Here is an 18137-nt window from a genome sequence, read left to right on the forward strand (position 1 = left end):
GTTCAGTGCCCCTTCTTGTTTCGCTTTCCGGTCGGCCGCGCACCCGGCTGCGGAGCAACCGGCGCACGACGTGCAACTGGTGCGCCGACGGCAACCGCCTGCGTACCCTTCTCGGCCAGCGTAGCCCGGCGAGCGAGCACCTTACGAGTGTGTGCGGCGACGGGTCCCCAGCGTTCCTTCATCGACACCAGGAGCGGCGTCGCGAAGAAGATCGAGGAGTACGCACCGACGATGATGCCGACGAGCTGAACGAGCGCAAGGTCCTTGAGCGTGCCGACGCCGAGCATCCATACCGCGACAACCATCAGCGCGATCACCGGAAGCACACTGATGACGGTCGTGTTGATCGATCGCATCAAGGTCTGATTCACCGCGAGGTTGGCCTGCTCGCCGTACGTACGACGCGTCAGATGCAGAACACCGCGGGTGTTCTCTTCGACCTTGTCGAACACCACCACTGTGTCGTACAGCGAGAAGCCGAGAATGGTGAGCAAACCGATCACCGTCGCGGGCGTCACCTCGAAACCGACAAGCGAATAGACGCCGGCAGTGACGATGATGTCGAAGAACAACGCGACGATGGCTGCTACCGCCATGTCGCGCTCGAAGCGGATGGCGATGTAGATACTCACGATCACCAGGAACACAATCAGCGCGATCAGCGCCTTCTTGGTGATCTGGCCGCCCCAGGTTTCACTCACGTCCGCGAAACTGATGGCTTGCGCCGACGGGTTCCCGTTCTTGTCCTTGGGCTGGAACTCGTCGAAGAGAGCAGACTGAAGATCGTTGATCTGCGTCGCGTTCAACGTCTCCGACCGGATCTGCACGGTGGCGCTGGCACCCGAGCCGACCGTCTGCACGCTGACGGGCTCGAAGCCGAGTGTGTCGGAGTACACGGTTTCCACCGCCGACGTCTCGACTCCACCCTCGGCCGGGAACTGAATGCGCGATCCGCCTTCGAAGTCGATACCGAAGGTGAAGCCGCGCAAAATGATGCTCAGCAACGCGATCGCGACCAGAGCGCCGGTCAGTCCGTAGTAGAAGCGACGCTTGCCGACGACCTCGAACGCACCCGTTCCGGTGTACAGACGCGAGAGCCAGCTGTGCTTGGGCATCGCGCCCTGGTCGACGCCGGAGTCGGTGATCTCCGATCGGGCTGCGGCATCGGAGGACGCGGCCGAGGAACTGTTGTCGGACCCCATCGGGGAGTTGTTGGACTCGCTCATGCTCGTGTCTCCTTAGCCGACGCAGCGGCGGCAACCTTACGTTCGCGGGCAACCTCTTGCACTGCGCCGAGACCGTTGACGCTGGGCTTGGACCAGAACGCCGAACGGGACGCCATGCTGACCAGTGGCCACGTCACGAGGAACACGACAATCACGTCGAGGATGGTGGTAAGACCCAAGGTGAAGGCGAATCCTCGCACCTGTCCGACCGCCAGTACGTACAGAACTGCAGCGGCGATGAAGCTCACCGCGTTGCCCGAAAGAATGGTTCGGCGCGCTCGCGCCCAACCGCGTGGCACCGCCGAGCGGAAGCTACGTCCCTCACGCATTTCGTCCTTGATGCGTTCGAAGAACACGACGAAGGAGTCGGCGGTCATACCGATACCGATGATCAGACCGGCCATGCCGGCCAAGTCGAGTGTGAAGCCTATGTATCTGCCGAGCAGAACCATGATCGCGTAGACCATGACTCCGGAGAGAATCAGCGACAACGCCGTCAGAACGCCGAGCATGCGGTAGTAGACGAGGCAGTACAGCAGCACGAGTACGAGACCGACTGCTCCGGCGATCAATGCCGCCTGCAGTGAGGCCAGGCCGAGCGTGGCCGAGACCGTCTCGGCTTCCGAGGCGGCGAACGAGAGCGGAAGCGAACCGTACTTCAGTGTATTGGCCAGCTCCTTGGCGCTTTCTGCAGTGAAGCTGCCGGTGATCGAAGTGGCGCTACCCGCAGGCGTTGCGCCTTGAATCGTGGGAGCGCTGACGACCTTCGAGTCGAGCGTGAACGCTGCCTGCTTGCCGATGTTGGCTGAGGTGAACTCGGCCCAGGTGTTGCTGCCGGTCGTCTTGAACGAGAGGCTGATCTCGTGGCGCGACTGCTGTGAGTTGAAGACCGACGACGCGTCGGCAATCTCCTGGCCGTCGATGATCGAGGGACCCAGAAGGTAGATGTTCAGTCCGTCTTGCGAGCACGCGACCAGCGGCAGGGTCGGGTCGTCGTTGCCACGAAGTGGATCTGCAACCGAGCAGTCGAGGTTGGCCAGTGCCTGCTGCTGCACGGTTTGGTCGGTGCTCTGTCGAAGGGCGCGCGCTGCGGCGATTTCCGCTGCGGCTGCGTCGCCTTCGTCGGTGCCGTCGCTCGGCGCGTCTCCGGTGGGAGCCGGCGTTGTCGTCTCCGGCGCCGGGGTGGCCTCCGGGGTAGTCGGGTCCTGAGCCAGGAACGGACGGTTCTGCGGAGTCTGGGTCCCGTCAGCGGGCGCTTCGGGAGCCGGAGCATCGGTGGCCGGAGTTTCGGCCGCCGGCGCCTCGGGCGTAGCTGTCCGATTCGCGTCACGGGTGGCGACATCGATCGAACCCGTCACCGGGCGGATGTACAGACGCGCGGTCTGGCCGAGCGAGCGAGCCTGCGCACTGTCGTCGCCGGGAACGGTGATGACGAGGTTGTCACCGTCGACGACGACCTCGGAGCCGGAAACGCCGAGACCGTTGACGCGGGTCTCGATGATTTCCTGAGCCTGCTTCAGACTGTCCTGACTGGGAGCGCTGCCGTCCGGGGTACGAGCGGTCAACGTGACGCGCGTTCCACCCTGCAGGTCGATACCGAGCTTCGGCGTAGTCGACTTGTCGCCAGTGAAGAACACCAGGGCATACAGTGCCACCACCAGGACCCCGAAAAGGGCCAGGTAGCGGACCGGATGCACCGTTCCGGTGGAAGGTGCCACGATCTTTAAGTCTCCTCAGTAGGTGCAGAGCTTCAGTAAATGCAGGGCTCGGGCGGTCGACAACCACCCGAGCTGCGGTGTTCGAACTGCAACGATTGATCAACGGGATGAACTGAGCTGCTGGTCAAAGAACGGCTCTGACGAAAGAACCATTCTCACGAAAGAACTACCACGGACAAACTGATCTGGACGTGTGTCCGAGTTCACAACTCTAGAACACGTACCAGGTCGACGAAGTCAGGACTCCTTGGTGAGCCGGATTTCGGTGTCGGCAGCAGACTCTTCGATCTCCGAAATCGAGTCGTCGTCGTACTCGTCGGTCTCGGCCGTCTCGACCACGCGCTCACGGATGACCAGACGCGACCAGGTGGTGATGACGCCGTCGGCGATCTCGAGGTCCACGGTGTCGTCGTCCAGAGAAGCAATCGTGGCATAGAGCCCGGCCGTGGTCTGCACTCGATCGCCGACCTGCAGCGAGTCCTGCATCTCGGAAGTGGCAGCCAAAGCCTTCTTCTGCTTGCGCATGCCCAGGAACATGGGCACCAGCAGTGCGAGGATCAAGAGTGGGAAAAGCAAACTCGACATGTGTTGATCAACCTCGGTTGTGTTGCACGTTTTACGCCGCGATGGTCCCGGATGGACCTACGCAATACACCAGTGTGCCATTAGTTGCTGAGGATTCCTGACAGATCGGCCGTTCAAGTAGGCCTTTCCAGTCGAAATTCACTCTCCGTTCGGATCGAACAACGTGGCCTGCGGTTCGTTGACACGAACCTCGATACCGCCCGCTGCGGCATCCGGCGGCGGTGTCATTCCGAGTTGTGTCCAGGCAGCGGCGGTAGCCACACGTCCTCGCGGCGTCCGGGCGATCATCCCGGCACGGACCAGGAACGGCTCGCACACTTCTTCCACCGTCGACGGTTCCTCGCCGACGGCCACCGCAAGCGTCGACACGCCGACAGGCCCGCCGCCGAACGACCGCACCAACGCACTCAGAACGGATCGGTCGAGACGGTCCAAGCCCAACTGGTCCACGTCGTAGACGGCCAAGGCTGCCTGAGCGACGTCCATGGTGACGATTCCGTCGGCGCGGACCTCGGCGAAGTCACGAACCCGGCGCAGCAAGCGGTTCGCGATACGCGGCGTCCCGCGCGAGCGTCGCGCGATTTCGGCCCCGGCGTCAACTTCGAGATTGACGCCCAGAATTCCGGCCGACCTCATCAGAATCTGTTGCAGCTCTTCGGGTTCGTAGAAATCCATGTGCGCGGTGAATCCGAAACGATCGCGCAACGGACCGGTCAGCGCACCGGATCGGGTAGTCGCACCGACCAGCGTGAACGGTGCAACCTCCAGTGGAATCGACGTGGCGCCCGGCCCCTTGCCGACGACGACGTCGACACGGAAGTCCTCCATCGCCAGGTACAACATCTCCTCCGCCGGACGCGCGATGCGGTGAATCTCGTCGATGAACAACACGTCGCCTTCGACGAGATTGCTCAGCATCGCGGCCAAGTCTCCAGCGCGTTCGAGTGCGGGCCCGGACGTCAGCCGCAGTGAAGAGCCCAACTCCCCCGCGATGATCATCGCCATCGACGTCTTACCCAGCCCGGGCGGACCGGACATCAGGATGTGATCAGGCGTGCTGCCACGAAGTTTTGCACCGGTGAGCACCAGCTGCAATTGCTCGCGAACACGAGGTTGCCCGATGAAGTCGTCGAGACTCTTGGGACGCAAACTCGCTTCGACGTCGCCGTCCCCTGCCACCAATTCGGCGGAGACCTGCGACTCGTCCTCGAAATCGTCGATCGGGTCGAAGTTCATCGAGTCTTACCGAGCAACGACAGTGCAGAACGCAGCGCGACCGACGTGGTGGCCTCGGGTGATTCCGCCAGAACCGAGTCCGTGGCCTGCTCGGCCTGCTTGATCGGGAAGCCCAGACCTTCCAGAGCCTCGACGATCTGATCGCGGATCGAACTGCCGGCGACCACACCGGAAGCCGCGCCGGCCGTCGTCGCGACCGCGTCGACCTTGTCGCGCAGTTCGACGACCATGCGCTCAGCGCCGCGTTTTCCGATACCGGGGACCCTCGTCAACGCCGTCAGGTTGCCTTCCGAAAGTGCCCGCCGCAATGCGTCGGGTTCGAGAACTGCGAGAGTTGCCATCGCCAGGCGCGGCCCGACACCCGAGACCGTTTGCAAAAGGCTGAACAGATCCTTCGACTCGGTATCGGAAAAGCCGTACAACGTCATCGAGTCTTCGCGAACGATCATCGTCGTGAACAGTCGTGCTTCGCTTCCCCGATGCAGCGCACCGAGGGTCACCGGGGTGGCATTGACCCGATAGCCGACGCCCGACGCTTCGATGACCGCATGGTCGAGCGCAATATCGAGTACCTCGCCGCGTACCGACGCGATCATCGTGAACCTGCCTTCTTCGTCTCGGCCAATTTTGCCTGATACTTACGCATTTGTTCAGCGGCCATCGCCTCGGCGCGGGCCATTCTCTCGATCATGGGAGCTCGCCAGCAGTGACAGATCGCCAGCGCCAGCGCGTCGGCGGCATCAGCAGGTTTCGGCGCAGTCTTCAAATTCAGGATTCGAGTCACCATCGCGGTGACCTGCGCCTTGTCTGCGTTACCGCTACCGGTGACGGCAGCCTTCACCTCACTGGGCGTGTGGAAACACACCGGGATTCCGCGCCTGGCTGCCGCGAGTGCCACAACACCGCCCGCTTGCGCCGTTCCCATCGCGGTACTGACGTTGTGCTGCGCGAACACTCGCTCGATCGCAACCACCTCGGGCTTGTACTGCTCGATCCACAGTTCGGCCGCATCGGAAATCCGCAGGAGCCGAGAACCGAGGTCCATCTCTGCCGGGGTCCGCACCACGTCGACTGCAATCGGGCGCACTTTCCTGCCGTTGCTCCCGTCGACCACGCCCAACCCGCAGCGAGTCAGCCCTGGGTCCACTCCGAGCACGCGCACTTTGTCACACCTCTCCATACCGAACAGCTGTTCGATAGCTTAGCGGTGTGCGGTACTACTACCCCGCATCAACACGCAACCCGGCCCAGACGCGGACGTCCGGGCCGGGTTGAGTTGAAAAGCAATCAGTCTTCGAGAGCCGCGAGAACCTCGTCGGACAGATCGATGTTGGTGTAGACGTTCTGCACGTCGTCGGAGTCCTCGAGCGCGTCGACGAGCTTGAAGATCTTGCGTGCGCCGTCGACATCCAGGGGAACCTCGACGGAAGCGCGGAAATCAGCTTCGGCTGAGTCGTAGTCGATGCCGGCTTCCTGCAGCGCCGAACGCACTGCAACCAGATCCTGTGGCTCACTGACGATTTCGAAGGTTTCACCGAGATCGGTGACCTCTTCGGCGCCGGCGTCGAGCACAGCCATCAGGACGTCGTCCTCCGACTGGCCGTTCTTCTCGAGCGTGACGACGCCCTTGCGAGCGAACAGGTAGGACACCGAACCCGGGTCTGCGAGGTTTCCACCGTTGCGGGTCATCGCGGTGCGAACTTCACCGGCTGCGCGGTTGCGGTTGTCAGTGAGGCACTCGATCAGAACGGCGACGCCGTTGGGTCCGTAACCCTCGTACATGATGGTCTGCCAGTCTGCGCCGCCCGCTTCTTCACCGGCGCCGCGCTTGCGCGCACGCTCGATGTTGTCATTGGGAACTGACGTCTTCTTCGCCTTCTGGATGGCGTCGTACAAGGTGGGGTTGCCCGTGGGATCGCCACCGCCGGTTCGTGCCGCCACCTCGATGTTCTTGATCAGCTTCGCGAAGGATTTGCCACGACGTGCGTCGATCACAGCCTTCTTGTGCTTGGTGGTGGCCCATTTTGAGTGGCCGCTCATGCGATTCAAGCCCCTTTCCTGCTGCGTTGCGCACGCCGAATGCGCGTCTTTCAGCTCTGCCGATGTTACCCGTCCCACGTCACAACTCGCTGCATCCCCCGACACGAATTAGTCAAACCTGGCATTGTTTGCATAGAATGCAAACATGTTGGTCCGAATAGATCACGCCTCCACAACTCCACTCGCGGAGCAGATTGCAGCCGGGGTTCGTGGCTCGGTCATCCGCGGTGAGATCGGTCCAGGTGACCGCCTGCCGTCCGCTCGCGCCCTTGCCGAGTCGATCGACGTCAATCTCCATACGGTTCTTCGTGCGTACGCAACACTGCGCGACGAAGGCCTGCTCGACCTCCGACGCGGACGTGGCGCCGTCATTCGCGCCGAATTCGACTCGGGAAGAACAGCTCTCAACGAATCTGCGCGCGAGTTCGTACGGCAAGCCCGAAATCTCGGACTCGACACCGCGCACATGCTCGACCTCATCAAGGAGACCAGCACACAATGACGACCAGCAAGATCCGACTCTGGACAGCAGCTTCGCTGACTCTGATCCCGACCCTGATCCTGGTTCTCGCACGCTTCGCGTGGGGTGACCGCCTACCCGAGACCGTCGCGAGCCATTGGTCCGGGTCGAACCCGGACGGGTTCAGCACCACGACGACCTTTTTCTCCATCGCGCTGGCGATATCACTGGTGGCAGTCGTTATCGCGTGTGTTGTCGCGGCCCGTTCGAGTGACAACGCCCCCCTGTTTCTCGCCGTCACCTCGATCTCGAGCGCAACGCTGGCGACGATCTGGATTCTGAGCGTTGCCCTGACGCTCGATGCCGGAACGCCGGCAGACGCACGTATCGGCTGGTGGATTCTTGCGCCGATCGCGGCGGTACTCGTGGGAGTTCTGGCATACGCGCTGCCTGACCAGCAACGAAACGGCCCGAAGTCGCCCCTGCCGACTCCGACGCTCGACACTCCACTGACGTCATCCGAACGTGCAGTGTGGATCGGGCAGGTCCGCAGCGTCTGGCCGTGGATCGCTACCGCCGGCCTCGTAGTTCTCGTGATCGCGACTGCCGCGTATTCGGATTGGTGGGTTGCCGTGATCCTGGGTGTATCCACCCTCGCCGTCACAGCATTCGCGTCGGTCACCGTGCGCGTCGACCGTCACGGTGTCGGCATCAGTTCCTGGGGCGTTCGATGGAAGAAGATCCCCATTTCGAAGGTGAAGTCCGCGTCGGTCGACGCGATACGTCCGGCCGAATGGGGTGGATGGGGGTACCGGATCACACCTCGTGGAACAGCCGTCACGCTCCGCTCGGGCGAGGCCATCGTGGTCACTCTCGAGAACGGACGACTGTTCGCCGTGACCGTCGATCACCCGGAAGACGGTGTGAAGCTGATCAATTCGCTGGTTCAGGCCGGTTGATTCACGAACGACGTCAATTTACGAACAACACGGCAGCGGCATTGCCGGCGAGGTAGAAGCCGGCAATGCCGAACACCCAACCCATTGCGCTGTCGCCGTGGTGAGAGATGAACGAATCCACTCGGCGCAGCGGCTTGTCGAGGCGGTGGCCGGCCACGACCCGCCCGAACAGAAGAAGGACCGCTGGCGCGGCCATGATCAGACAGTAACCGGCAAGTATCGACGCAGACGTGACTGCGGACAACCCAGCAGCGGTGATCATCGCGATTGCCGCCAAGTAAGGCAGCATCGTCACCAATTCAGCAGTCCCGGCAGCAATCGCCAGAAGTACAACACTTCTCGCGGAACTCGCCGAGCCCAGCACCCGCTCTCGCCAAACATGAGTTCGATCGGCCTGACCGGATGTGCGCCTCCTCTCGGAATCGAATCGAAAGCTCCACGCGAACAACGCGATACCGAGAATCAACTGCGCACCGCGGGCTGCGGGGGTTTCGAGCAGCGGGGCGACGACAGGCATGCCTGCCCGTGCCGTCGTCCAGACTGCCACCCCGACAACAAAATAGAACGTCGTGATGACCACCAGATAGATCAGCAGCCTGCGAACGTGCGGTCGTCCCGGCATCAACAACATCCAGACCGGGACGACCAACGTTCCGATGCTCGTACTGTCCAGCAGGGCGAGTCCGCCCAGGGTCACGAGTAGGACGAGGTCCACGTCAGTCGTTTCGGCGCTCGGGTATCGCCGTCTCCCTCGTTCGGACTGCATTCACGATGTCGAAAGCACCGATGATCGCGAGGATCACGCCGAGTGGCCCGCCGCGAAACCAGAAGAACTCGGCGTCACGCGCGAACAGCCACAGGCAGCCGCCACCGACGACCAAGAGAATGCCGATCATCAACTCGAATCGAATTTTCATGCCTCCAGCGTGTCTTCTCTCTCGAATCCGCACATCAGTCATCGGAACAACGCCGATCTCATCATTTGGTATGACAAGTCGAGCGCCCCGATGTGCTCTGATAAGTCTGTGGTGACCAGAAGTCGGAGTGTCGGCAAGTGGAACGATCCGCTCATCGCCTTCGGCTTGTTCGCGATCGGGGCGCTCCTCTACCTCGTCGGCTTGTACGAAATGTGGACCGATGTCGGAGCTGTCGCCGACGTCCCCGTCGGAGTCCGGATCGGGATGCTGGCTCTGCTGTGTGCAATCGACTCGTTCCGGCGGGTGCGCCCGGCCACGGCCCTGGCGGCGGGGACCGTCATCGTCGCGGTCGACGCCGCCCTTGGCCCCACTCTGCCGATGTGGCTGGTTCTCTCGGATCTCACCTACGCCGCAGTTCTGTACGGGACGGCTCGGCTGGGCCGCGTGGTGTGTTCTCTGACCGCGGTGACGGTTGCCGCGCTCGCCGCCCTCGTCTATCTGTCCACCCAGGACGTCCGCGCTGCAGCCGGGGCAGGCGTCGTGACCGCTCTGTTCTTCGGTACGCCGGTGTGGTGGGCACTGGTCATCCGTCGACAGGTCGAACTGACCGAGGCCGAACGTGAGCGTTCCCGAGTCCACGAAGCACTCGCCGTTCTGGACCGCGAGGCCGCAGTCGCTCACGAACGCGCGACCATGGCGCGCGATCTGCACGACGTGATCGCGAGCCACCTCTCCGCCATCGCAATCCACTCGGAGGCCGCACTGTCCACCGCAGCTCTCTCCGCTGAACGGGGTGAACCCGACGATGAACGACAAACTGGCTTGCGGGAGATGATCGGGGCGATCAGATCGAGCAGTCTCGCGGGCCTTTCCGAGATGCGGTCGATGATCGAACTGCTCCACGCCGGAGACGACGAGACCCCGGACCCGCGTTCCTCTCCCCCGAGGCTGACCGAGTTGCCCGTCGTCCTGGACGCAGTTCGGGCAGCCGGCGGCACTGTGCACGTTGCGATCGACATCGATGCTGCCGATCTGCCGAGCGTGGTCGATCATACGGCGTATCGAATCACCCAGGAGGCGTTGACCAATGCACTCAAGCATGCGCCCGGAGCGCCGATCTCGATGTCGATCTCTCTCCAGCACAATGCATTACAGATCGAGATCCGAAACCCCGTCGGTCACGACACATCCAATCCGCGGGTAGGAACGCATGGACTTGCAAACATGCGTCACCGCGCCGAGCTGCTGGGCGGTTCACTCGACGCACTTCCGGTCGACGGAGAATGGACGGTATGCGCGCAACTACCGGTCCCCGCACCGAGCGGAACGGATCGGTGATCACTGTCGCTCTGGTCGACGACCACGCCGCGATCCGTTCCGGCGTGTCGATGATCCTGCGGCAGCACGACGACATCGAAGTCGTCGCGGAGGCCGGTGACGGAGCGTCGGCGATCACGGTCACTCGGACACATCAACCCGACGTCGTGCTGATGGACATCCGGATGCCGGGCACCGACGGCATCGAAGCGACACGCCAGATCGTCGGAACTACCCGAAGCCACGTACTGGTGTTGACCACCTTCGATCTCGACGAATACGTCTTCGCGGCCCTGCGCGCTGGTGCGTCGGGATTCCTGGTCAAGACTGCGACCGCAGACGAGCTGACCAGTGCTATCCGCAATGTCGCAGCCGGAGATGCAGTGCTCGCTCCTCGCGCGGCGCGTGCACTGATCGGCGAGTTCGTCCAGCGTGCACCCAAACCCACCGAACCGATGGGATTGAGCGAGCTCACCGACCGTGAACGTGAGGTGCTCGCGCTGCTGGGGACCGGTCTGTCGAATGCCGAACTGTCGCGGGAACTCGGTGTCGGTGCTCCGACGGTGAAGTCGCATGTGTCGCGAGTTCTGTCGAAGTTGCACCTCACCTCACGCGTCCAGGCGGCGATCCTTGCCCGCGAACTGGAGCTGTAGGTTCGGCCGAGGCTGAGTGTGCATCGTTATCCGCGCACCAGATCGACGAACATCTCGTGCACCCGACGGTCACCGGTCACCTCGGGATGGAATGACGTGGCGATCACCGAGCCCTGCCGAACCGCGACGATCCGGCCCGCGGCCTCCCCCGCAGCGGCGGGAACCTGCGCAAGGACCTGAACGCCCGGACCGACTCGCTCCACCCACGGGGCGCGGATGAAGACGGCGCGGATGGGATCACCGATGATGCCCTCGAACTCCAGGTCGGACTCGAAAGAATCGACCTGCCTGCCGAAAGCGTTGCGGCGCACCGTCATGTCGATGGCGCCGAGATGTTCGGCGTCCGGCCGGGTGTCGAGTACCTCGCTGGCGAGCAGAATCATGCCGGCACACGAACCGTAGGCCGGCAGCCCGCCGCGGAGTCGCTCACGAAGCGGTTCCAACAGTTCGAACACCTGCAGAAGCCGGCTCATGGTGGTGGATTCGCCACCCGGAATCACGATTCCGTCTACCTTGTCCAACTCCTCCGGCCGACGGACACCCACGGCATCGGCACCCGAATCATCAAGTGCGGCAAGGTGCTCGCGAACATCACCCTGGAGAGCGAGTACACCGATCAAAGGACGCGTCATCACACAGTTCCTGTCTTGTTCTCACGGCTGTTCTTGCTCTCATGGCTGTCGGGTTCGCGTTCCAGACGCGTCAAACCCTCCTGAACCACCGCTGCCACCATGTTGCCATCGCGATCGTAGATACGCCCCTGAGTGAGCGCGCGACCGAAACCTGCCGACGGTGACGTCTGGTCGTAGAGCAACCACTCGTCCGCCCGGAACGGACGCAGGAACCACATCGCATGATCGAGCGAAGCAGTCTGCGTCTTCACGCCCCGGTGCGGGACTTTCGAAGTTCCGAGCAGGGTCATGTCACTGAGGTACGCAAGCGTGCAGATGTGCAGCAGCGGACGATCCGGCAGAGCCTCGCGGTAGCGCATCCACACGCGTTGTTGCGCGGCGAGATCCGGCGCTGACGCGCTCTGCTCAGCGGGCACAATTCTGATGTCCCAGTTCTTCCACTCCTGGTAGAACTGCGATTCAGCCAATTTGGGAACAGTCTGCGCGTCCGGCAAATCCTCCGGCGCCGGAACGGAGGGCATCCGATCCTGGTGCTCGATACCTTCGTCGTCGACGTGGAACGAGGCCGACATCGTGAAGATCGTCTTGCCGTCCTGGACTGCGTTCACCCGGCGGGTGCAGAACGAGCGTCCGTCGCGGATGCGGTCCACCAGGTAGACCGTCGGAATCTTCGGGTTGCCCGGACGCAGAAAGTATCCGTGCAACGAGTGCACGTGGTAGCTCTCGTCAACGGTGCTCACGGCAGAAACCAACGACTGCCCGGCAACCTGCCCGCCGAACGTCCGTTGAAGCGCGGTGGGATGGACCGCACCACGGAAGATGTCCTTCTCCAGGTGTTCGAGCGCGAGGATCTCCTCGATACCAACCATGAGTCCTCCGAAAACATAGACCGCCACACTGGGCGCGATGACGGTTCACAATATCGCCTCGGCGAGCGGGCACGGCACCATGGTGGGCGTGAGTACATTCATCCCGTCCACTCCCCTCGCCCTGGCCGAGCAGATTGCAAGGCTGAGCGGATCCCTTCCGTCGGTGGCGGTAGTAGCGATCGACGGACCTGATTGTGCGCAGCCGTCTCGGCTCGCGGAACTGGTCGGCGCCGCGGTCGAGTCGCACAACAGACCGAGTGCTGTTGTGTCACTGCACGACTACGTGCGACCGGCCTCGCTGCGATACGAGTTCGGCCACGAGGATGGGTTGAGTTACCGCACCATCTGGTTCGACTATCCGGCACTCGATCGCGAAGTGATCACCGCGGCCCGCACCAAACGAACGCTGTTGCCGAAACTCTGGGACGAACCCACCGATCGATCGGCTCGCTCGATCCGTATCCCCGTCCATGAGCGCGCGGTCATCGTGATCGCCGGTCCGATGTTGCTCGGGCGTGGGCTGGAGTTCGACGTCAGCGTCCGCCTGGACATGAGCGAGGCTGCCATGCGGCGGCACACACCGGAGGCGGATCTGTGGACCGTCGACGCACTCCTCGAACACCGATCAGAGGTGTACGAGGAGGTCGATTTCGAGGTCAGGTACGACCATCCAGCTCGGCCTGCGGTGCGGTCTCGCCCCTGAAGGGTCTCACTGCGATGGGTCTCACTTCAGGCGACGTCACTTCGGCCGATAGAGCCTGGTCAGGCCTTCCTGGACGACTGCAGCAACCATATTTCCTCGGCTGTCGAAGATTCGTCCCTGCGTCAGTGCGCGACCGAAGCCCGCTGACGGCGACGTCTGGTCGTACAACAGCCACTCGTCGGCCCGGAACGGACGCAGGAACCACATGGCGTGATCGAGCGACGCGCTTTGCATGGCGACGTCCATGTGAGGGCCGCGGGAAGATCCGAGCAGCGTCATGTCGCTCATGTACGCAAGCGTGCACACGTGAAATACCGGGTCGTCCGGGAGAGCCTCGCGGGAACGGAACCACACTTGCTGCTGCGCGGCAGCGCCTGGACGTTTGTTGATATCGGCCTTCGGCACCATTCGCAGGTCCCAGTCGGACCACTCGCGCGCCAACCACGCAGTTTCTGGGTCTTCCGAATCCTGGGCGATGGCCAAGGTCTCGGGGTCGGGGACCGGTGGCATCTCGTCCTGGTGCTCGATGCCTTCGTCCTGGACGTGGAAGGATGCCGACATCGTGAAAATGGCTTGTCCGTCTTGGATTCCGGTGACGAGTCGGGTCGCGAACGATCGACCGTCTCGAACTCGATCCACCAGAAAGACCGTCGGTTCCATCGGATTGCCCGGACGCAGGAAGTACCCGTGCAGCGAATGTACCGAGTAGGCCGGATCGACTGTGCGTACCGCCGATACCAATGCCTGTCCGGCGACCTGGCCGCCGAAAGTGCGGGTCAGGGTGGTCTCCGCGATGATTCCTCGAAAGATGTCCCGCTCGAGGCGTTCCAACTCCAGAATTTCTTCGATCCTCGCCATCGATGCTCCACATCTTCCCGTGTACCGACGTCTACCGACCTTCACACAATGCCTGACGCACCCCCCGCCACCAAAGTGGGCATCCAAAATCAAGGAGTGACACGCCGATCTACTCAGAATGGTGGTGGATCGTCTCCGTGATCGACGGTCTTCCGTCGGCCCCTCTTCTTCATTCGCAGGTGCATTCGTAACCGCTGCCGCCGGCGTTCACCTTTGACGCGCACAGCCTTGTTTTCCAGACGTGTGCGCCGACGCCGACCGCCCTCGGGCGGTACTGGCTCGAGCATTCCCGACATCAGACCTGACGGCCTCGTTCGGTAGCAATGTCCGGTCGGCGAGGTCAGCATGACGCTGCGGTCCGGGTTCGAGGTGTGCATCCACTGACCGGAATGCTTGAGGCGGTGATGGTTTCGACAGTAAGCACTCATATTCGACGCCACGGTCTTTCCACCACGAGTGGGATCACGATGATCAAAAGGTTCAGTGTGATCGAGATCTGAATTCCATGCCGCGACATCGCAGTGCAACCACTGGCAGCTTCCTGCGATCACCCGCAACCAGGTGTCGAGGAACGCGCCCGGGCGGTACACGAACGCCGAAGGGGTTACGGGCGAAGGTGCTTGCTCGCTCGCACCGGCAGACTCACGCTCCGCGTCGGCTGGAACCTTCACCTTCCGAATCACCGCACCCGCAGCGATGTCACGCGCATGCTCCGCACTGATCACTCCGTACCCGTCGAGGTGAGCGGGTTCGTCTGCGCCTGGTGCTTCACCACCTTGAAGCGCGGACTCAAGCACGACCACATGAACCAACGGCCGACGCACCACAACAATCCCGCTTCGACGTTGTGGGCAGTCGGCCCGGCCGCAATCACACGGCAGAATCGTCGACCCGGCTACCAACGCTCCCAATGCGTCGGCTCGTCGCTGCTCGTACTTACGGGAATCATGTCGACACACTGACAGTGCCAACTCCCGCAACCGACCGTCGAAAGCCCGTGCGTTCTCCGCCGGAATACTCCCCAAGATCCGGGCCATTCCGTCCTCGGCAGCGCTCACACCCACAAACCGATCGGCCAGGGCGCGGCGTCGACGTTCCCTCATTCCCTCGGGATCCACCACGGCGACGATCCGGTCGATAGCCGCCGTCAATCGGCGACCGGTCAGGCCCGTACCGCCGTGAATCGGTGGGGCCGAAATCTTCTCGAGGAGTTGCCGTTCCACCTCGTCGATCACATCGTCGGCGACGTTGGCCGTTGCGGAGTCGATCAAGCCCACTCGATAGAGATCGAGTTCTCCACGCGCCATAGCGGCACGCGTGCGGTGGAGGCGAGTCTTGAGAGAAAAGCCGAGACCGATCAACTTTCCCGCCGCGGCACGACCCATGGTCAACGCCGCGCCGAGCTCTGCCTCAGCCAGTTCGTGAGCGGTGGACGACCACGCGCCGGCATCGGAGTGGTCAGCGCTGCGACGCTCGAAGAACTCGGCAATGGCGGCGAGTTTCCGTTCCACGAGCATCGATTCACGCGCATGCAGGTCGGCGATGAGATCGATGAGGGCGCAGTCGGATTCGGCACCGGGCAGCTGCGCTGCGGTACCTGAACTTCCTACTCCGTCATCGAACATTCCTCAACCATATTCGAAACTCTGTTCGAATCGCTATGGTTTCCGGAAATCAGTCCGAAGAATCCCGATTGACCGAAAATTGTTGCGGAGCAACATTTGCGGCCACTCTTGTTTCGGCAACGGATTCCACTACTGAATCAGGGCGTCGATAATGCGAGCGACTCCGGCCGGGTAGATGGGGCGGTCGGACACACCTGTCAGTACCCAGTGGACTGGACTACCTTCGTCGAGGACTCGGAGTTGCACGTCGAGCGGAATCGCATCGATGTCAGCCGAGTCGACTGCAAAGACATGGACAATCTCATGCCCAAGTCGCCCCTCGAACTCGAAGATGTTCTCGACGACCTCGAGCAACTCGGCGCTCCCCAACGTGACGCCGAGTTCCTCCGCGAACTCGCGTCGCAGCGCTGCCTCGGCCGTCTCACCGAACTCGATACCGCCACCGATCAATCGATGGAAGTTCTCCCCCGTGACAGAGTCCGTGCCGTCGAGCATGAGTACGTGACCGGAACGGACAGGTAGCCCCAGCGAGATGTTGCGAATTGACGACATACAACAAAGCTTAGGTGGCCGAATCGAACACCATTTTGAATCCGACGACAGTGAGTATCACCAAAAGTGATGGGGTGGGCGCAAATACGACTTGGACTTGCAGACACCGCCGATGACAGACTCGAACACCATTCCCGGACAAAAGACCCCATTGAGGAACCGATGAACGACGCAAGTACCTGGACCGCACGACTCGCCGCGCTCGACCTGACCCTCCCGCCGGTTGCCGCCCCCGCAGGTTCTTATCTCCCTGCCGTTCAGACGGGGTCATACGTTTACACGTCGGGGCAATTGCCTCTCGTCGACGGCACCACGACGTGCATCGGCAAGTTGGGCGAAGGCGTGTCCGTCGAAGACGCAGCCCTGGCGACGCGGTTGTGCACTCTGAACGGACTCGCAGCCGTCGATGCATTGGTCGGGCTCGACCGCATCGTTCGCGTCGTCAAAGTCGTTGGATTTGTCGCTTCGGGATCAGGATTCTCGCAGCAGCCCCAGGTGATCAACGGCGCATCCGACCTGTTGGCCGAGATCTTCGGTACGGCCGGACAACATGCCCGCTCTGCGATCGGTGTGGCCGAACTCCCCCGAAACAGTGCCGTCGAGGTCGAGTTCGTGTTCGAGGTATCGGACAGCATCTGACCCGGTCTGCCATACGCCGAAGGGGCGGCGGTTGCCAATGCAACCGCCGCCCCTTCGTCTGTGAAGACCTTCAGGCGTTGAGCCCGGTCATCGAGCCTGGTGTCACCAGCCGCGCTCTGCGAGGCGATGCCCGACGGGCAGGTCGTCGACGTTGATGCCGACCATTGCCTCACCGAGTCCGCGTGAGACCTTGGCGAGCACGTCCGGGTCGTCGTAGAACGTGGTGGCCTTGACGATGGCCTCGGCGCGCTGCTTCGGGTTGCCGGACTTGAAGATGCCCGATCCGACGAACACGCCTTCGGCGCCGAGCTGCATCATCATCGCAGCATCTGCCGGGGTGGCGATGCCGCCGGCGGTGAACATGGTGACAGGCAGCTTGCCGGCCTTGGCGACCTCGACGACCAGTTCGTACGGGGCCTGCAGTTCCTTGGCGGCCACGTACAGTTCGTCCTCGCTGAGCGAGGTCAACCGGCGGATCTCGCCGCGGATAGTGCGCATATGGGTGGTGGCGTTGGAGACGTCGCCGGTGCCGGCTTCACCCTTCGAGCGGATCATGGCCGCGCCTTCGTTGATGCGACGCAGCGCTTCGCCGAGGTTGGTGGCGCCACAGACGAAGGGAGCGGTGAACTTCCACTTGTCGATGTGGTTGGCGTAGTCGGCCGGGGTCAGGACCTCGGACTCGTCGATGTAGTCCACGCCGAGGCTCTGCAGGATCTGCGCTTCGACGAAGTGACCGATGCGTGCCTTCGCCATGACGGGGATGCTGACGGTGGAGATGATGCTGTCGATCATGTCCGGGTCGCTCATGCGGGAGACGCCGCCCTGCGCGCGAATGTCCGCGGGGACCCGCTCGAGTGCCATGACGGCGACGGCGCCTGCGTCTTCGGCGATCTTGGCCTGCTCAGCGGTGACCACATCCATGATCACACCGCCCTTGAGCATTTCAGCCATGCCGCGCTTGACGCGTGCGGTGCCGACGGCGGTGGTGGGGGCAGAGTCGGGGGTGCTCACAGCAAACTCCTGCAGTAGTGGCGTGACAAAAGAAACGAGGCACGGCGAACACACGAGTTCGTTCGCTCGGAGGCCTCTGGCCAGAACTCTAGGACTAACCGGCCTTCGATTCCGTATCCAATTTGGCATTGCTGGCC

General features: G+C 62.6%; 21 protein-coding genes. 6 read left to right on the forward strand and 15 right to left on the reverse strand.

Annotated elements, in window-relative coordinates:
• Window positions 1-2: 2 nt before the first annotated feature.
• The 7 genes from secF to I7X09_RS00115 all read right to left on the reverse strand — a co-directional run bounded on the left by secF (window position 3) and on the right by I7X09_RS00115 (window position 6805).
• Entirely contained in the window at window positions 3-1202 is a 1200-nt protein-coding gene (gene secF / locus I7X09_RS00085; RefSeq protein ID WP_166809790.1) for a protein translocase subunit SecF, read from the reverse strand.
• A 20-nt stretch (window positions 1203-1222) separates the two neighbouring features.
• On the reverse strand, window positions 1223-2944 hold the full coding sequence (gene secD / locus I7X09_RS00090) for a protein translocase subunit SecD (RefSeq protein ID WP_095973599.1): 1722 nt from the start codon (window positions 2942-2944) through the stop codon (window positions 1223-1225).
• A gap of 237 nt (window positions 2945-3181) precedes the next feature.
• Window positions 3182-3529 (reverse strand): preprotein translocase subunit YajC, encoded by a 348-nt coding sequence (yajC, locus tag I7X09_RS00095; RefSeq protein ID WP_200314974.1) that lies wholly within the window; start codon window positions 3527-3529, stop codon window positions 3182-3184.
• A 138-nt stretch (window positions 3530-3667) separates the two neighbouring features.
• Window positions 3668-4765 carry a Holliday junction branch migration DNA helicase RuvB gene (gene ruvB / locus I7X09_RS00100; protein WP_095973598.1) on the reverse strand — a complete coding sequence of 366 codons (1098 nt, stop codon included), beginning with the start codon at window positions 4763-4765 and terminating at the stop codon, window positions 3668-3670.
• Complete coding sequence (ruvA, locus tag I7X09_RS00105; RefSeq protein ID WP_003943318.1) at window positions 4762-5361, reverse strand: Holliday junction branch migration protein RuvA; 600 nt, start codon at window positions 5359-5361, stop codon at window positions 4762-4764. The genes ruvB and ruvA overlap by 4 nt, the downstream gene beginning before the upstream one ends.
• A complete protein-coding gene (gene ruvC / locus I7X09_RS00110; RefSeq protein ID WP_003943325.1) occupies window positions 5358-5927 on the reverse strand; it encodes a crossover junction endodeoxyribonuclease RuvC in 570 nt (189 codons plus the stop codon). Before ruvC ends, ruvA begins: the two co-directional genes overlap by 4 nt.
• Window positions 5928-6052: 125 nt before the next feature.
• The gene (locus I7X09_RS00115; RefSeq protein ID WP_007732951.1) at window positions 6053-6805 is read right to left on the reverse strand and encodes a YebC/PmpR family DNA-binding transcriptional regulator; all 753 of its coding nucleotides are present in this window, start codon (window positions 6803-6805) and stop codon (window positions 6053-6055) included.
• Window positions 6806-6950: 145 nt separating this feature from the next.
• Here I7X09_RS00115 and I7X09_RS00120 point away from each other — a divergent pair, with 145 nt between their 5' ends.
• Both I7X09_RS00120 and I7X09_RS00125 read left to right on the forward strand, forming a co-directional pair.
• Window positions 6951-7307 (forward strand): GntR family transcriptional regulator, encoded by a 357-nt coding sequence (locus tag I7X09_RS00120; protein ID WP_030536855.1) that lies wholly within the window; start codon window positions 6951-6953, stop codon window positions 7305-7307.
• Complete coding sequence (locus tag I7X09_RS00125) at window positions 7304-8224, forward strand: hypothetical protein (protein WP_200314976.1); 921 nt, start codon at window positions 7304-7306, stop codon at window positions 8222-8224. Before I7X09_RS00120 ends, I7X09_RS00125 begins: the two co-directional genes overlap by 4 nt.
• Before the next feature lie 13 nt (window positions 8225-8237).
• Here the strand turns inward: I7X09_RS00125 and I7X09_RS00130 are convergent, their stop codons facing one another.
• Together I7X09_RS00130 and I7X09_RS00135 are read right to left on the reverse strand one after the other, a co-directional pair.
• A complete protein-coding gene (locus I7X09_RS00130; RefSeq protein WP_200314978.1) occupies window positions 8238-8939 on the reverse strand; it encodes a GAP family protein in 702 nt (233 codons plus the stop codon).
• Between the two features lies 1 nt (window position 8940).
• Window positions 8941-9141: a hypothetical protein gene (locus I7X09_RS00135; RefSeq protein ID WP_003943331.1), complete on the reverse strand. Its 201-nt coding sequence runs from the start codon at window positions 9139-9141 to the stop codon at window positions 8941-8943.
• Window positions 9142-9252: 111 nt separating this feature from the next.
• Between I7X09_RS00135 and I7X09_RS00140 the strand changes: the two genes are divergently transcribed.
• Together I7X09_RS00140 and I7X09_RS00145 are read left to right on the forward strand one after the other, a co-directional pair.
• Window positions 9253-10479: a sensor histidine kinase gene (locus tag I7X09_RS00140; protein ID WP_234036755.1), complete on the forward strand. Its 1227-nt coding sequence runs from the start codon at window positions 9253-9255 to the stop codon at window positions 10477-10479.
• On the forward strand, window positions 10434-11111 hold the full coding sequence (locus tag I7X09_RS00145; protein WP_200314981.1) for a response regulator: 678 nt from the start codon (window positions 10434-10436) through the stop codon (window positions 11109-11111). Before I7X09_RS00140 ends, I7X09_RS00145 begins: the two co-directional genes overlap by 46 nt.
• A gap of 26 nt (window positions 11112-11137) precedes the next feature.
• Here the strand turns inward: I7X09_RS00145 and pdxT are convergent, their stop codons facing one another.
• Window positions 11138-11743 carry a pyridoxal 5'-phosphate synthase glutaminase subunit PdxT gene (gene pdxT / locus I7X09_RS00150; RefSeq protein WP_200314983.1) on the reverse strand — a complete coding sequence of 202 codons (606 nt, stop codon included), beginning with the start codon at window positions 11741-11743 and terminating at the stop codon, window positions 11138-11140.
• Window positions 11743-12612 carry an acyl-CoA thioesterase II gene (tesB, locus tag I7X09_RS00155; RefSeq protein ID WP_007732935.1) on the reverse strand — a complete coding sequence of 290 codons (870 nt, stop codon included), beginning with the start codon at window positions 12610-12612 and terminating at the stop codon, window positions 11743-11745. The genes pdxT and tesB overlap by 1 nt, the downstream gene beginning before the upstream one ends.
• Window positions 12613-12649: 37 nt before the next feature.
• Here tesB and I7X09_RS00160 point away from each other — a divergent pair, with 37 nt between their 5' ends.
• Window positions 12650-13315 carry a hypothetical protein gene (locus I7X09_RS00160; RefSeq protein ID WP_234036756.1) on the forward strand — a complete coding sequence of 222 codons (666 nt, stop codon included), beginning with the start codon at window positions 12650-12652 and terminating at the stop codon, window positions 13313-13315.
• 36 nt (window positions 13316-13351) lie between these two features.
• Here I7X09_RS00160 and I7X09_RS00165 read toward each other — a convergent pair whose 3' ends face one another.
• From I7X09_RS00165 to I7X09_RS00175, 3 genes are all read right to left on the reverse strand, one after another.
• On the reverse strand, window positions 13352-14173 hold the full coding sequence (locus I7X09_RS00165) for an acyl-CoA thioesterase (protein ID WP_019748291.1): 822 nt from the start codon (window positions 14171-14173) through the stop codon (window positions 13352-13354).
• Window positions 14174-14286: 113 nt separating this feature from the next.
• Window positions 14287-15798 (reverse strand): HNH endonuclease signature motif containing protein, encoded by a 1512-nt coding sequence (locus I7X09_RS00170; protein WP_200314985.1) that lies wholly within the window; start codon window positions 15796-15798, stop codon window positions 14287-14289.
• 129 nt (window positions 15799-15927) lie between these two features.
• Window positions 15928-16350: an NUDIX domain-containing protein gene (locus I7X09_RS00175; protein WP_200314987.1), complete on the reverse strand. Its 423-nt coding sequence runs from the start codon at window positions 16348-16350 to the stop codon at window positions 15928-15930.
• 162 nt (window positions 16351-16512) lie between these two features.
• On the opposite strand from I7X09_RS00175, the gene I7X09_RS00180 reads away from it, so the two are divergent.
• Window positions 16513-16989 carry a RidA family protein gene (locus I7X09_RS00180; RefSeq protein ID WP_200314989.1) on the forward strand — a complete coding sequence of 159 codons (477 nt, stop codon included), beginning with the start codon at window positions 16513-16515 and terminating at the stop codon, window positions 16987-16989.
• Between the two features lie 102 nt (window positions 16990-17091).
• Here the strand turns inward: I7X09_RS00180 and pdxS are convergent, their stop codons facing one another.
• Window positions 17092-18000 carry a pyridoxal 5'-phosphate synthase lyase subunit PdxS gene (gene pdxS, locus I7X09_RS00185; protein WP_124569700.1) on the reverse strand — a complete coding sequence of 303 codons (909 nt, stop codon included), beginning with the start codon at window positions 17998-18000 and terminating at the stop codon, window positions 17092-17094.
• Window positions 18001-18137: the final 137 nt, after the last annotated feature.

Source organism: Rhodococcus sp. P-2 (genome assembly GCF_016598535.1).
GTDB lineage: Bacteria > Actinomycetota > Actinomycetes > Mycobacteriales > Mycobacteriaceae > Rhodococcus_F > Rhodococcus_F baikonurensis.

Bases quoted from the DNA above. Each gene is read 5' to 3' on its own strand.
- I7X09_RS00165 (WP_019748291.1), bottom strand. From the start codon at position 14,173: ATGGCGAGGATCGAAGAAATTCTGGAGTTGGAACGCCTCGAGCGGGAC.
- pdxT (WP_200314983.1), bottom strand. From the start codon at position 11,743: ATGACGCGTCCTTTGATCGGTGTACTCGCTCTCCAGGGTGATGTTCGC.
- yajC (WP_200314974.1), bottom strand. From the start codon at position 3,529: ATGTCGAGTTTGCTTTTCCCACTCTTGATCCTCGCACTGCTGGTGCCC.
- secF (WP_166809790.1), bottom strand. From the start codon at position 1,202: ATGGGGTCCGACAACAGTTCCTCGGCCGCGTCCTCCGATGCCGCAGCC.
- tesB (WP_007732935.1), bottom strand. From the start codon at position 12,612: ATGGTTGGTATCGAGGAGATCCTCGCGCTCGAACACCTGGAGAAGGAC.
- I7X09_RS00180 (WP_200314989.1), top strand. From the start codon at position 16,513: ATGAACGACGCAAGTACCTGGACCGCACGACTCGCCGCGCTCGACCTG.
- I7X09_RS00125 (WP_200314976.1), top strand. From the start codon at position 7,304: ATGACGACCAGCAAGATCCGACTCTGGACAGCAGCTTCGCTGACTCTG.
- I7X09_RS00120 (WP_030536855.1), top strand. From the start codon at position 6,951: ATGTTGGTCCGAATAGATCACGCCTCCACAACTCCACTCGCGGAGCAG.
- I7X09_RS00160 (WP_234036756.1), top strand. From the start codon at position 12,650: ATGACGGTTCACAATATCGCCTCGGCGAGCGGGCACGGCACCATGGTG.
- ruvB (WP_095973598.1), bottom strand. From the start codon at position 4,765: ATGAACTTCGACCCGATCGACGATTTCGAGGACGAGTCGCAGGTCTCC.
- I7X09_RS00115 (WP_007732951.1), bottom strand. From the start codon at position 6,805: ATGAGCGGCCACTCAAAATGGGCCACCACCAAGCACAAGAAGGCTGTG.
- I7X09_RS00175 (WP_200314987.1), bottom strand. From the start codon at position 16,350: ATGTCGTCAATTCGCAACATCTCGCTGGGGCTACCTGTCCGTTCCGGT.
- I7X09_RS00135 (WP_003943331.1), bottom strand. From the start codon at position 9,141: ATGAAAATTCGATTCGAGTTGATGATCGGCATTCTCTTGGTCGTCGGT.
- ruvA (WP_003943318.1), bottom strand. From the start codon at position 5,361: ATGATCGCGTCGGTACGCGGCGAGGTACTCGATATTGCGCTCGACCAT.
- I7X09_RS00145 (WP_200314981.1), top strand. From the start codon at position 10,434: ATGCGCGCAACTACCGGTCCCCGCACCGAGCGGAACGGATCGGTGATC.
- I7X09_RS00170 (WP_200314985.1), bottom strand. From the start codon at position 15,798: ATGTTCGATGACGGAGTAGGAAGTTCAGGTACCGCAGCGCAGCTGCCC.